This window comes from Paenibacillus xylanexedens (assembly GCF_007676705.1).
GTDB classification, from domain to species: Bacteria; Bacillota; Bacilli; order Paenibacillales; family Paenibacillaceae; genus Paenibacillus; species Paenibacillus xylanexedens_C.
This window is the reverse complement of sequence record NZ_VEBF01000012.1, coordinates 25,802-39,925: the sequence shown is the minus strand read 5'-3', so window position 1 is coordinate 39,925 and position 14,124 is coordinate 25,802. Positions and strand designations below refer to the sequence as shown.

General features: G+C 48.1%; 14 protein-coding genes. 1 reads left to right on the top strand and 13 read right to left on the bottom strand.

What is annotated here, in order from left to right; genetic code table 11:
• Positions 1–333: 333 nt before the first annotated feature.
• The 13 genes from FS628_RS29165 to pth form a co-directional block, all read right to left on the bottom strand.
• Entirely contained in the window at positions 334–864 is a 531-nt protein-coding gene (locus FS628_RS29165) for a S1 domain-containing RNA-binding protein (protein WP_017691357.1), read from the bottom strand.
• Between the two features lie 198 nt (positions 865–1,062).
• Entirely contained in the window at positions 1,063–1,398 is a 336-nt protein-coding gene (locus FS628_RS29160) for an FtsB family cell division protein (protein WP_145326531.1), read from the bottom strand.
• 12 nt (positions 1,399–1,410) lie between these two features.
• A complete protein-coding gene (yabQ, locus tag FS628_RS29155; RefSeq protein WP_145326530.1) occupies positions 1,411–1,980 on the bottom strand; it encodes a spore cortex biosynthesis protein YabQ in 570 nt (189 codons plus the stop codon).
• Positions 1,977–2,261 (bottom strand): sporulation protein YabP, encoded by a 285-nt coding sequence (gene yabP / locus FS628_RS29150; protein ID WP_056697424.1) that lies wholly within the window; start codon positions 2,259–2,261, stop codon positions 1,977–1,979. The genes yabQ and yabP overlap by 4 nt, the downstream gene beginning before the upstream one ends.
• A gap of 175 nt (positions 2,262–2,436) precedes the next feature.
• Positions 2,437–2,715, bottom strand: coding sequence for an RNA-binding S4 domain-containing protein (locus FS628_RS29145; protein ID WP_036606120.1), 279 nt, complete (start codon positions 2,713–2,715; stop codon positions 2,437–2,439).
• Positions 2,715–2,987, bottom strand: coding sequence for an HU family DNA-binding protein (locus tag FS628_RS29140; protein ID WP_017691362.1), 273 nt, complete (start codon positions 2,985–2,987; stop codon positions 2,715–2,717). Before FS628_RS29140 ends, FS628_RS29145 begins: the two co-directional genes overlap by 1 nt.
• A 310-nt stretch (positions 2,988–3,297) precedes the next feature.
• Positions 3,298–4,791, bottom strand: coding sequence for a nucleoside triphosphate pyrophosphohydrolase (mazG, locus tag FS628_RS29135; protein ID WP_145326529.1), 1,494 nt, complete (start codon positions 4,789–4,791; stop codon positions 3,298–3,300).
• A 149-nt stretch (positions 4,792–4,940) separates the two neighbouring features.
• Positions 4,941–6,689 (bottom strand): putative polysaccharide biosynthesis protein, encoded by a 1,749-nt coding sequence (locus FS628_RS29130; RefSeq protein WP_145326528.1) that lies wholly within the window; start codon positions 6,687–6,689, stop codon positions 4,941–4,943.
• A gap of 363 nt (positions 6,690–7,052) precedes the next feature.
• Complete coding sequence (gene spoVT / locus FS628_RS29125; RefSeq protein ID WP_036606123.1) at positions 7,053–7,595, bottom strand: stage V sporulation protein T; 543 nt, start codon at positions 7,593–7,595, stop codon at positions 7,053–7,055.
• Between the two features lie 322 nt (positions 7,596–7,917).
• Positions 7,918–9,078, bottom strand: a complete 1,161-nt coding sequence (locus FS628_RS29120) for a peptidylprolyl isomerase (RefSeq protein WP_145326527.1) — start codon at positions 9,076–9,078, stop codon at positions 7,918–7,920.
• Positions 9,062–12,589 (bottom strand): transcription-repair coupling factor, encoded by a 3,528-nt coding sequence (gene mfd, locus FS628_RS29115; protein ID WP_145326526.1) that lies wholly within the window; start codon positions 12,587–12,589, stop codon positions 9,062–9,064. Before mfd ends, FS628_RS29120 begins: the two co-directional genes overlap by 17 nt.
• 273 nt (positions 12,590–12,862) lie before the next feature.
• The gene (locus tag FS628_RS29110) at positions 12,863–13,093 is read right to left on the bottom strand and encodes an anti-sigma-F factor Fin family protein (RefSeq protein WP_017691368.1); all 231 of its coding nucleotides are present in this window, start codon (positions 13,091–13,093) and stop codon (positions 12,863–12,865) included.
• 98 nt (positions 13,094–13,191) lie between these two features.
• Positions 13,192–13,752 carry an aminoacyl-tRNA hydrolase gene (gene pth / locus FS628_RS29105; RefSeq protein ID WP_017691369.1) on the bottom strand — a complete coding sequence of 187 codons (561 nt, stop codon included), beginning with the start codon at positions 13,750–13,752 and terminating at the stop codon, positions 13,192–13,194.
• Between the two features lie 141 nt (positions 13,753–13,893).
• Between pth and FS628_RS29100 the strand changes: the two genes are divergently transcribed.
• Positions 13,894–14,094, top strand: a complete 201-nt coding sequence (locus FS628_RS29100) for a hypothetical protein (RefSeq protein WP_076216763.1) — start codon at positions 13,894–13,896, stop codon at positions 14,092–14,094.
• Positions 14,095–14,124: the final 30 nt, after the last annotated feature.

The following is a 14,124-nucleotide window of genomic DNA, read 5'->3' as shown; positions in this document are numbered from 1 at the left end:
GTGCGAAACCCCCGGCCTTATTGTGGTTTTAATCATTCTCCTACTTGATTCCGACAAGGGGAATGTCTGATTTTGAACCGGAGTTAGTATGTCCTCGCCATCATTTGAGCAGGATAGCTGTGGAATGCCACGGAAACCTGTCGGTAAAAAATGGTAGACGACAAATGTTCTTATCGTTCCATTTTGTTGTGCAGAAAAACTGGGGATATGGAGCTTCACCTTACAAAAAAAGCTAATCCACCGCTCACCGGCAAGAGTAAACACAAAAAAACCGTTAGCCCATGGGCTAACGGTTTTACTTATATGTTTAGATCAGGTTGAGGTTGAGACAGATTACACACGCTTGGCTCCGCGGCCTCCGCGTTTGCCTTCTGTGTTCTTCTTAAGCGAAGAGATCCGCTCTTCACTATCTTTCAGGAAGCGTGACATTTTATCCTCAAATGAAGGTTTGCCTGCTGCGGGCTTGAAAGAACGGCCTCCACGGTCACCACGGTTAAATCCACCGCCGCCGCCACCACGACCTTGGCCACCACTTGGGCCTCCGCCGCTGAATCGTTCGCGATCTCCTCCACTGCGTTCCGGTCTAGGAGCTCTCGGGGGTCTGGATTGTGTTTGTTGCTCAACCGGTTTGTCAACAGCTTGCTTAATGGAAAGTCCGATCTTGCCATCCTTGTCAACGTTGATAACCTTCACTGTAACGAGGTCATTCAGCTTCAGGTGGTCGTTGACATCTTTGACGTAATTGTCGGCGATTTCCGAGATGTGAACGAGACCCGTGACACCTCCTGACAGATCCACAAATGCTCCAAAATGCGTGATTCCTGTCACCTTGCCCTCTAACTTGGTGCCCACTTCAATTGCCATAGAATAAAATGATCCTCCCTTAAAAATATACAACCCGATTTTTTGAATGCCAAAATCAATGCTGCGCTAATGTAATTATACCTTATGCCGTAAACCAAGGTCAACTGAACACTACCCCATCAGAGAGCCTATTTTTTCCGGTTTAACGGCTTCAGACACACGGATAACAAACCTAGCTCGGTAATGGACCGAATTCCATCAGTTCCCTGACTCTTCAACCTGGATCGGCGTTTCCTCAGGAAGATAATATCCTTTTTTTCGTGCCAGCTGTCCTATGTATTCTGGGTCATTCAACCGGCTGACTTCGTACTTCAACTGCTCCAGCTTCTTCAACGTATCTTCCTTTGAAGCTTGCTGAGTAGCCAGATGAGAACTCTTGTCCGAAATTTGTGCATTCTGCACAAGGAATGTATATCCTGCCCATACTACAAATACAATCATAAACGTCATCCAAAGCATGAGGCGCCTTCGTGCACCGGTAGATTTTCCTTGATTAGTTGGAGCCTTAGATCTGCCCACAGGTGTTTTACCCATTATCGGACCTCCTTAAAACCAGCGTTTCCACATCGCTGCAATTCTTGTACCCACACGGATCATCCAATGCGGCGTTACCCAATGTCTCAGGAGCGGCCTAAACATCCAGCGGAATAACTTGCCGAAAGGTACCAAACATTGCAGCACCAGCTTGCCCAGGAATATTAGTATCGCAATTACAAAACCTAATAATACGCGAATCAACTTATAGATTCCTTTAGCCGGCATAACGATCAGGATGTTAAGGATATGTCCACACCAATGAATCAGCGTTCTTGCGAGTTTAATTAACATTACCACAAAACGCTGGGTTGTAACACTTAAAAGCCAAAAATAGAAGCAAACCCCTATAATCAGCCCCAAAAAGACATAAAACCGCAACTGTCCGTGGTTTCCGGCATATAGCATCCGAAAAACGAACAGCGCGGAAGCAACCCAGTACAACAGATCTAGCGTGTGGATGCTCCATCTCGGAAACCGCAGCTGTCCGGACAGTACCCGGTAACTGTCATAGGCCATCCCCATCACGACCCCCGAAATAAGCATCCACATCAATGTGATCCATTGAGTATCCGGACTCATCGGAACATCTTGCCAAACAGGCCTTTACTGTTTTTGGACTGGGAACCGGGGTCCAGATATTGGAGCGAACTTACTGTACCTTCAATAGATAACAGACCTTCCTCCAGGCTTAGGTTTTTGATATGTAAATTGTGCCCCCGGATGGTCAGATGCCCAAGTTCAGTCTGCAGCAAAAATTCCTCACTGTCGAAGCTCTCCACATTGGAGACACCCGTCAGATCCAGCAGTTTCCGATTCTGCATGCTCAGATGATGCTGTTTGGCCTTACCGTGCTCAACCATGGCATGTACCCCTCCTTCATACACCTAGCTTATGGATGTGGAGGTTGGAATAGAACCTGTGTTGCTGAACAAATAACCCGCTGTCTAGTGAAAACAAAAACGCCCTTCCCAGTTACAGGAGGACGTTTCGATTCAACTTGCATTGAATGAACATACAATCATATCAGGTGTACTGTTACCAGTTCATCCCGTTATCCTTGGCGATCGGCTCTTCCTTAACCAAGGTATAGAGGCTGCTCGCCTCATCCTTCTTGGTGCTCTCGGCAATTCGTTCCACCTTCACGGTGACCAGTTTCTGACCGAACTGAACCGTCAGCTCATCGCCTACCTTAACAGCGGCGCTGGGCTTCGCTTCACGTCCGTTCACCAGAACACGTCCTTGTTCAGAGACGTCCTTGGCCACAGTACGGCGTTTAATTAATCGGGAGACCTTCAGGAATTTATCAAGACGCATTATTTTACGGCTTCTTTAAGTTTGTTACCTGCTTTGAATGCAGGAACAGTGGACTCAGGAATCACGATCTCATTCCCTGTTTGTGGGTTACGTCCGGTACGACCGGAACGTTTGCGGGTCTCAAAAGTGCCAAAGCCGATCAATTGTACTTTGTCTCCGCTGGCAAGCGCATCTGTAATTTCTCCCAAAAAGCCGTTCAATACGGACTCAACGTCTTTTTTAGTCAAACCACTTTTGGTTGAAATGTTGTTAATCAGATCTGTTTTGTTCATTTTTAAAAGCCTCCCAAATTGAAAAAAAAGTATCTGCGATCCTGAGCAATAGGTTATTGCCGCTGGTTTCGCGTTAGGTTACTACACATGTATTCTGGCTTGGTATCTGAAATCCTGCCTTGGTCCGCGACTTTTTTTTAGCTTTTTGTCGATGGTCCGCAGGCAACAGTCTAAGACCAGTACCCGAAACCATCTGTTGCTAAACACCAACCCCAGTTTACACAGATGAACACATGTTCGTATTATCATAACACACTGCATAGCATGAATGGAATAAGGTTATCCGGCTTTTCCCAGAAAATTGAACCTGTTATAATCCTGCCTTCTTCGCATCCTGCCAGAATTGCTCCATCTCTTCTACATTACTATCTGCTGGCGTTCTCCCCTGTTCACGCAGACGCTCCTCGATGTACTGGAACCGTCCAACGAACTTGCGGTTTGTCGCAGCGAGTGCCTCTTCCGGGTCTGTATCGATGAATCTTGCGACGTTCGCGGCTGCGAATAATAAATCACCCAGTTCGAGCTTCCGTTCTTCCGCAGACTGACCTTGTTGCACCGCTTCTTTCAACTCCGCCAATTCTTCCTCGATCTTGGCAAACACACCTTCAACATCATCCCAATCAAAGCCCACTTTGGCTGCTTTCTTCTGTAGCTTGTATCCCTTCATCAATGCAGGCAAATCACGCGGTATGCCGTCCAGCACGGAAACCTTCTCCTGATCCTGGCCCTTGCGCTTCTTCTCCTCTGCCTTCATCTGTTCCCAGTTCTGAAGAGCTTCATTCGCATCTTCGGCCTGATGATCACCAAAAACGTGTGGATGACGGAAAATCAGCTTATCGTTCAAGCCTTCGATGACATCATACACATTAAATGTGCCAACCTCTTCTTCCATCTGGGAATGCAATAAAATCTGCAGCAGCAGATCACCCAGCTCTTCTTTCATATGGTCGGGGTCATCCTCATCGATTGTCTCAATGACTTCATAGGTCTCTTCAATCAGGTTTTTGCGAATGGACTGATGTGTCTGTTCCTGATCCCATGGACAGCCACCCGGACTGCGAAGAATATTGACGATCTCATGCAAACGCGCAAAGGAACGGCGACGCAGGGCATCATCGGTGTTCTTCGGTACATAGATCAGTGACAGATTGCCGTAACCTTCGATCCGGTCCAGTTCGTGCAAAGGAATCTTGTGAATGACCTCCTGGCCCTGTACGCCCAACGCGTGACCAACAAATACCGGATAATCATCCGGGTAAACCTCCATCAGGCATAGCTTCACATCCGAAGCAGTGAACACATCGTAGACTTGTCCAATCAATGTATGTAGCTGTGGTTGTACCAATTCCGTGTTCAGGCTGCTGGCATCCAGGAGTTGAAACCCTTCGATTGGATCGAATCCAAGTCGTATAAAAGCTTCATCCAGGAAGCTCTCCCCGCCCATGACACGCAATGAGATACCCATCTGCGGACAACGTTCTTTGAGTAGGCGTACACTTGCTTCTGCTACCATCGGATGACCGGGTACGGCGTACACAATCTCGGTTCCAGCCTCACCCTTGCGAGCGGCTTCTATCAGTTGGTTCGCGATCTCATCATATACTTCGGGGAAGGAGGACTTCGCCTCATAGATGGCATCAAATGATGTCATCTCCAGCCCCTCTTGTTGCAGATCATTCAATACGGGATGATCCAGGGTACGTACATACAGCGTAGCTGCATGTTTCATTTTTTTGATAATACCTACGGTCAGTTGGTCTGCATCTCCAGATCCAAGACCCACTACGGTTAAAGCTGCACTCATCACGTAAACCTCCATCCGGACTATCCTGTCCAGACTCACTGATTCATCGCGCCTGAACAGGACTAATTACACGTATTATACCAGAATCATTCGATATCCTATAATTGCATATTCTCGGTGCTGCATGCAGTAGCACCGTGAGCATGGAGCTAGCGCAGCACACGCAGTCTGCGCAGCAGCTTGGCAAGGCGAGGCCCCAACTTGGGCACGGCCGCCAGCTCTGCGGCGGTCAATAGCCCTGTCCGGGCCGCCGCCAGCAAAAACACGGCCGAGCCTGCGGCAATGCCCAGCAGGCTCACGCCCATCGCGGCCAGCCTGCGGTCAGCCGCGATACCCATGCCGCCGAGCACGGCTTCGGCGGCCCAGGCCATGCCTACCGCCGCCAGACTCATGGCGGCGATCACCAGCGCCGGCTTCGCCAGGACGGCGCCAGGGGCAGGGCGCAGGGCGACAAGTCGCGCCAGCAGCGCCACATTCAGGCCAGCCGCCAGCATGTAGGCGACTGCGCCTGCCAGGGCCGCGCCGCTAATGCCCAGCGTCGGCACAAGCATAACGTTCAGCAGCGCCTTAACGCCTGCGGCGGCCAGCATGCTGAACGCTGGTGCGCGCACGGCGCCGAGGCCTTGCAGCAGCGCCGCCGCAATAATGCTGACGGTGCTACCCGCAGCCGTCAGCGCCATGTACCGCAGTGCTTCGGTGCCTGCGGCATCTCCGTACAGCATGCGGTTAATCGGCTCCGCCAGCACCGCGAGACCCGCGGAGGCCGCCAGGCCGATCAACCAGAACCAGCGCAGCGCGAGGCCTGCTTGCTGCCGGACGGCTTCTGGCCCGCCCTTTAACCGGGCTTCCGCCATCGCCGGAATAAACAACACAGATAGTGACGTGGCAAGCATCGTCACCAGTTGAACCAGCGGCAATCCACGGTTGTAGATGCCGAAAGAAACCATCGACTGGATCTCATCCAGTCCTTCTCCTCGCAGCAGCCGCGGCACAGTGAAGGTATCCACCAGATTCATCAGCGGTACGGCCAGCGACCCGAGACAGACCGGAATAGCATACATGAGCAACGTCCTGATCCATTCCCCGTTGGATCGTGACCGTTCTCCCAGGGCGGGATTAACAGTACTCACAGTTTTCTTCTGCGGCGTAACCGGCCTATGCTCCTGACGCTCATGCCTGTCTGCTTCAACTTCTTCACCTTTCCTGCTCCATTCTGAATTCACCTGTCCGGCTATCACGTCCCTGTTTCTTCGCCGATGTCGGGCCATGTACCCTAACATGACTAGTAGCCCAACCATTCCGCCGGCAACAGAGCCTAACATGGCGCCAGCAGCGATTGTTTCGAGCGAAGCATCCCGCCTCATTAACCACAGAAGCAGAACAATCATGACGGTGACACGTATCGTCTGCTCCACCACTTGCGATACGGCTGTCGGTACCATCTGTTGCAAACCCTGAAAATATCCACGTAACCCTGTCATCACCGGGACGAACAACAAAGCCCCTGAAGCTGCACGAATCGATGGCACCACATGTCGATTGCCAATTAGTTCAGCGATCAGCGGCGCACCGGCATACATCAAGAGCGCCATTATAATTCCAATTCCCCCGAGCAGCAGGGAAGATAGTCGAATAATCCTTCTGCTCTCGTCTGGTCTTCCGAGTGCGTTCTGTTCTGCTACGAATTTGGATACGGCCAGGGGCAGTCCTGCAGCAGCAAGCGTGATAATGAGCATGTATAACGGATATACCGTATTGTAGATGCCAAATACACCGTCTCCCCCCAGATTCTGCAGCGGAATCTTCTGAAAAGCACCAATAATTTTAGAGATAATGGCAGCAAGCCCAAGTACAAATGCACCTTGTAGCAGCCTTGAGCCTGTAGACGGCTGTTTCATAAGTCCCTCCCGCGTATGTCCCTGTGTTCTAATCCTTTAAGAAGTTGTTCAAAAAGTCGGCTTTTGATTACGGAAGATGACTGAAGGCATCACCAGCATCAAATATGGAATTCAGCCGAAATGTCCGTTGCTCACGTAGTTTCGCCTATGCTCCGCTACTCCATTTCTAGCTTCATCCCATCTCTTCGGTACTGAAAACCGTTCTTTTGGAACACATATTTTAAGCATACCTTGCTATTATACCTGCCTGAAGACACACAGACTAACCTCCCCCATCACAATCATCCGGATTAACTTCGTTATCCCTTAAAATGCAAAAACTCCCGTATGCCCAAAACAGGGCACCAGGAGTTCATCTGCGGTCTATTGTTCCATTTGCTTGCCAAGGAAGCCAGCAGCCGTCTCAGACATCTTCACTTCCATCTGAGACATCTTAACTGATTCATCCTTATTGAAAAGGATAACTGTTCCGATGGGGTCACCACCCGAGATAATCGGCGCAATAACAAAAGAGGATAACGTCTCGTCATGATCTTTGCTAAGCTCATAAGAACCATTGTTTGTTTCCAAAATGGTCTTTCTGTTTTCCATACAACCTTCTAATAGTTGACCCACCTGCTTGTCCAAATATTCTTTCTTGGAGCCGCCTGCCACCGTGATAATGGTATCCCGGTCAGAGATCATCGTTACATGGCCTGTACTCTCATACAGGGATTCTGCATATTCTTTGGCAAAATCGCCAAGCTCGCCAATCGGCGAATATTTTTTAAGGATAACTTCTCCATCACGGTCCACGAAAATTTCCAGTGGATCACCTTCACGAATACGTAACGTACGGCGGATTTCTTTTGGAATGACCACACGACCAAGGTCATCTATACGGCGGACAATACCAGTAGCTTTCATTTCACATGTTGCCCCACTTTCTCGAGAAGATTTTTCAACTACTGTTCCTTAATGGGTAGAGGAAAGTCCCAGAACGTTTAGTGTGATATCTTGACCATAGTATTCATCTGTTCCCATTTCCTTATACATGCTTCGGAGAATATAGTTGTGTAACTTTCGAAGAAGGCGACCATGTACCTATACGGCTTGAATATATAAAAGAAGAAGCAAGAAGGAGGTCCTAAGTCCTCCCCTTGCTTCTCTGTATGGTTGTCCATATTTACGTAGTACAAGGCATTCATTCGGGCGAATTTAACCCTGAACGTATGCTAACACAGCCATATTACTTGCTGCTTGTACCTTCATCTGTCGTTGCATCTTTGTCTGTTCCAGTCGTACCTTGGTCAGTCTTGGTATCCGTACCTGTGGAGTCATCCGTTTTTGGTTCGGTTGTTTTCTCTCCTTCAGTTCCTGTACCCGTAGTACCTTCAGTTGTGCCTTCAGTCGTACCTTCTTCAGCTTTTTCTGTTTTTGGCAGTTTAACTTCTTTTACGATTTTGTCCAATTCATTTTGCATGAACGTATCGATTTGGGCTGCAGCCAATTGGCTCTTCAGACTTTCTTTTTGTTCAGCCGTCAATTTGGCAAAGTCAGCTTCTGTACGAGCTTCCACTTTCATGACGTGGTAACCGTACTCTGTCTCTACTGGATCACTAATTTTGTTCAGTGGCAACGTTTTTGCAGCTTCCTTAAATGCCTCTACCCAGCTGCCTACAGGTGTTTCTTCATACAATCCACCTTTTTCAGCAGAACCTGGATCTTCGGAATACTCTTTTGCAATTTTAGCAAAATCAGCTCCACCATCCAACTTGGTTTTTACTTCTTTTGCAATCTTCAGTGCATCTTCTTTTTTACGCTCTTTTTGCGTTTTTGGATCAGTGAAGTTAATCAGCACGTGACGAACGGAAGCCGTAGTGAACTGATCTTTGTTTTTCTCAAACTCAGCCTTGATGGCATCTTCTGTAACGCCTGTTTCCTTGTCTTTGATTACCGTCATAATGCGAGTCATATAATCTTTGATGTTCTGGTCAGTCAGGTTCTGAGCTTTCATCATCTCAGTCCATTGATCTGCCTGAACAGAAGCTTTCATTTTATCGAATTGCTCGGTTGCTGTTTTGACACCCGCTGTTTTGGCTTCTTCGCTTGCTTTGCCACTCAGATATTCATAAGCAACTTCCTGTTTCACCAGGTACTCCTTGAAATCGTCCATATCCATCATTTGTGCATATTCCGGATACAGGAATTTCATAACACGTTGTTCCATGTCGAATTCATTGGCTGTAATGGTACCACCATCATACGTAGCGACTACAGCACTCGTATCTGTCGATTCCGGTGCTTTCGCTTCTTCCTTCTTGCCGCAGGCAGCAAGCAATGATAAGGACAGTACTGCGACCATGCTCACAGACAGTACTTTTCCTACTTTTTTATACTTTGGTAACATCCTTTAGTTCCCCCTTTGATTTAAAAGCAGTCTTCATGGACTCCAGAATTTTCTCTACCAGCTCCATCAGTTGCTTATCCCCAAGCCCCTTGCCTTTAGCGTGAATCAGCATATGGGGTCCTTGTTCAAATTGTACACGTCTTTCGAACTGATTTCCAATGTGCGAGATTTTCGAGAGCTCAAAGGCATGTTCACGCCCTTCATAGAACTTCACCGTGATGTCCTCACCGCGTTGGGTAATGGCCTCAATACCGTAGATTTTGCCGTATACTTTCATCCGCGCAACAGCCAGCAAGTTAATGACGGCCTCCGGAAGATCACCGAATCGGTCAACCAATTCGTCTTCCAATTCCATCGCATCGTCGAAGGAGGCAATGACCGCCACTTTTTTGTAGATCTCAATCTTCTGAATACTGTCATAAATATAATCGGACGGCAAGTAAGCATCGATACTGAGATCCAGAGTTGTATTCCACTGGTCGGAAGGTACCGGCTCCTCGCCAAGCATCGTAACTTTGCGTTTGTTGATCTCCTCTGCGAGCATCTGGGAATACAGATCGAACCCGACGGAAGCGATGAAGCCATGCTGTTCTGCTCCCAACAGATTGCCCGCACCACGGATCGACAAGTCACGCATGGCGATTTTGAATCCGGAACCCAATTCGGTGAATTCCTTGATCGATTGCAGACGTTTCTCGGCAACTTCAGTAAGAACTTTGTCCCGTTGGTACGTAAAATAGGCATACGCAATACGGTTGGAACGACCCACCCGCCCGCGCAGCTGATACAGCTGGGAGAGCCCCATTTTATCTGCATCATGTACGATCAGGGTATTTACGTTCGGAATATCTACCCCGGTCTCGATGATACTTGTGCTCACAAGCACGTCATATTCACCATCCAGGAAGTCCAGAATTGTCTTCTCCAGCTCTGTTTCCGACATTTGACCATGTCCTACACCAACCTTGGCTTCGGGCACCAGTTCAGAAATTTCGGCAGCCATCTCCTGAATTCCCTGAACACGGTTGTAGAGGTAATACACCTGACCACCACGTGCCAGCTCACGCTCAATAGCTTCGCGTACAAGTGCCTGGCTATGTTCAACCACATAAGTCTGTACCGGGAAACGATTCTCTGGCGGAGTCTCAATAACGGACAGATCACGCACACCCAGCATGGACATATGAAGCGTACGCGGAATCGGCGTTGCCGTCAGCGTCAGCACGTCCACATTCGTTTTCAGCTTCTTCAGTTTTTCCTTATGAGTTACTCCGAAACGCTGTTCTTCGTCGACAATGAGCAGTCCCAGGTCCTTGAACACCAGATCCTGTGACAGCAATCGATGCGTCCCAATCACAATATCCACTGTGCCTGCCTTGATGCCTTTGGCTGTTTCATTCTGCTCTTTGCGGGAGCGGAAACGGCTCAGCACATGAATGTTGAACGGATAACCGGAGAACCGCTCACGGAATGTCTCAAAATGTTGCTGTGCCAAAATTGTTGTCGGCACGAGTACAGCCACCTGTTTGCCTTCAATCGCTGCTTTGAATGCAGCACGAATAGCCACCTCGGTTTTGCCGTAACCAACATCCCCACACAATAAACGGTCCATTGGACGGTTTTGTTCCATATCCTTCTTGATTTCTTCGATCGCACGCACCTGATCACGTGTCTCATCGTAAGGGAACATGTCCTCAAACTCCTGCTGTTCTGCAGAATCCTTGTCGAATCCAAACCCTTTGGAGGTCTGACGCTCTGCATACAGCTTGATCAGATCATCAGCAATATCCTGTACGGATGTGCGGACTTTATTTTTAACCCGTGTCCACTCGTTACCGCCCAGCTTGTATATTTTCGGTTCTTTCTCTTCGGAACCTACGTATTTCTGAATCAGATCAATCTGTTCAATAGGTACAGACAGTTTGTCTCCACCCGCATAGAGAATATGCATGTAGTCTTTATGAATGCCGCCAACCTCAAGTGTACCGATCCCCAGGTACTTACCAATCCCGTGGTTCTGGTGAACGACATAATCGCCCACTTTTAGCTCGCTATAGGATTTGATCCGTTCCGCATTGTCAACATTCCGAATAGGTTTGCGCACTTTACGCTGTTTTTGCGAGAACATTTCGCCCTCAGTCACGACAGCCAAATGAATGGACGGCATCTCAAACCCGGTTTGCAAGTTACCAATCAGCATCTCCGGCTCAGGAATATCATAGTCCATCAGTACCCGGCGCATCCGATCCAGTCGTTCCTCACCATTCGCCAGCATGAGCACTTGAACGCCGGCCTTCTGCCAACGCTCCATCTCTGCCTTCAGTACGTTCATCTGTCCATGGAAATCCTGCATGCCACGACTGATGAAGTTCAGAATGTTCTGTGGTTGGGTGTGTGGAACCTGACGCAAAAAGATCGACATAAACAGCGTCTGGAATGGACGCTCATACAAGAGTTCATCGCCGTCTGCGGATAATGAAAGATCCGGAAGTGTTTTTCCGTTTTGCATTAAGTGTAGATTCCACTCTGATTCATCACGGTCTAGCTGTTTCGATGTCTCCGATAGTCTGGCAGGCTCATCAAGAACCAGCAGCGTATCTTCTGGCATATAATCGTAAATCGTTTTGTTCTCTGGATAGAGCGGAGAAATATATTTATACATTTCGGAAAAATATACGTGCTCTCGTAAAAGCTCAATCTCCCGGTGAATTTCTTCACGAAGACGCAGCTTCGCCTGCCGGTCCGTCATTTTCTCTAGCTGTTGCTCCAGCAAAAGAACAGCCGCGTCCGCAGCCTTTTCCATCCGTTCACGGTCTGCGATTAACTCCTTGCATGGCAGAACCGTAATTTCTTCAATCCGTTCAATCGAACGTTGATCCGCCGGGTCAAATGTCCGAATGGAATCGATTTCGTCATCAAATAACTCCACTCGATACGCGATCGATGAAGTAACCGGATAGAAGTCGATGATACCTCCGCGTACACTCATCTCCCCGCGAGATTCCACGCGTTCCACACGCTCGTATCCGAGCTTTACCATCTCCAGCAGGAAGGAATCCAGTTGAAGTGTATTGCCCTGTTTAATCAAAATCCGAGCATTGGCCATCACTTCCGGAAGCGGGACATAACGTCTTACCCCGGAAAAGGGAATAACAACAACGCCCCTGAATCCCTGGGCGCAGCGGACCAACACATCAATACGCTGACCCAATGTTTCCGGGCTGGAAACAGCAGCTTCAGCAGCGACAAGTTCGTTGGCAGGATAGATCAACACCTGATCAGGTGAAAGCGCTTCCTGTAAATCTTCTGCAATTTTTTGGGCTGAAAACATATTGTGCGTAACTACGAGCAACGGTCGTTTCATTTCCTGATGCAGAGCAGCCAGCATAATCTGACGCGCTGATCCGGACAAACCGGAAACCAATTGCTCTTTCATGCCGGACTTGATTCCGGCTGTAATGGACCCGAAGTCCGGATCTTTGGAAAAAGCCTGTATAAGTGCTTGTAACAAAAGGGGCACCTCTCTTATAACTTACTTGATTATCTCACGCATACGCGTAGCATCACTATTAAAATGGATACAAATTCCTTTTTGTCCTGTTTCATCATAAAGGATTACTCGCAACATTGCCACATCTGTTGATGTGGCTGAGCCTGATTTGGAGATAGCGCTGGCTTTCATACCAACTGAAAAGAAGCCTCAGCAGGCTGCCAAGGCTATAAAAGGTGGAGCGTTATTACGCAACCGCCCTAAACTGTCATTCGATCCTGTTACAGGCGATGTCTACTGAAGCGGACTCGCGAGCAGGCTAAGCTCCGGATTGTGCTCCAGGGCTTCCTTGCAATAATCACATGTAATCCGAACGGTAATGTCACCACCGGAATTATACGCTATTATATCCCTCCGCTCGTCGGGGGTCAAGAAATGAAAGCCGAGCTCTACTTCCGTTATCCGGGCAGAATCGATTCGTCCAATAAAGGTACGGCAATGCCGACATACGTAATTCACTGACATGTTTATGCCTCCTGAACATGGTTTATACGTCCAGTATGTCCAGTATGGCTGAATTGAACCCGTCTTTTTTGATCAATTTACCAGAATGACTTACAGAATTAACCGTTAAACTTCGCCATTGTTTGTTCAAACGTATGGGTCAAGCTATGCTCCAGGGCATCACACGTTTGTTCAATGGTCTGATCAAGGGCTTCTTTTTCTTTCTTCATAAATGTCGACAGTACATAATCGACAATGGCATGTCCTGGTTCAGGCCGAGATATTCCCATACGTACCCGGTTAAACTGCTGTGTACCGGTATGCTGAATAATGGATTTGATCCCATTATGTCCACCTGCACTGCCTTGGTATCGCAATCTGACTTTGCCAATCTCTGTATCCATGTCGTCGTATACAACAATCAGATCTTCAAGGCTAACTTTATAAAAATCCATATATGCCCGAACCGATTCACCAGACAAGTTCATATAGGTCATGGGTTTGATTAGCACGGTTTTCACACCGCCGATATTGCCCTCTCCAATCAGCGCCTTACATTTACTCTGTGTAATGGAGATACTATGACGATCTGCCAACCGGTCCAGTGCCATAAAACCGATATTATGACGGGTTTTGGCATAATTCGAGCCTGGATTTCCAAGTCCGACAATCCACTTCATCTTGTTCCCTCCTTCGGATTAGCCTGAGGTGAGGCATAGACTTCGAATGTTATATTTCATATAATATCAGGAAAGTAACGTTCCGAATTTACTGTAGTATTCACAGTTCATATTTTATCAACCCAGGAAGGTGAGCGGGTTTTGCGCGAAGACAACGGACAACTGACTCAACATAGCGATTTTATCTATCATCTCGAATATCACGTACCTGTACAGGTATACGACCGCGACACCCATATTGAGATCGGTCTCATCACACGTTTTGATAATCAATTCGTCGAAATTGCCAACACGCTTTTTCATCGGCGTCGTTTCCGATTTATCTCCCGCCCCGGGTATTAGCTGACCAGCGTCTGTTTCACTTTTAATAAA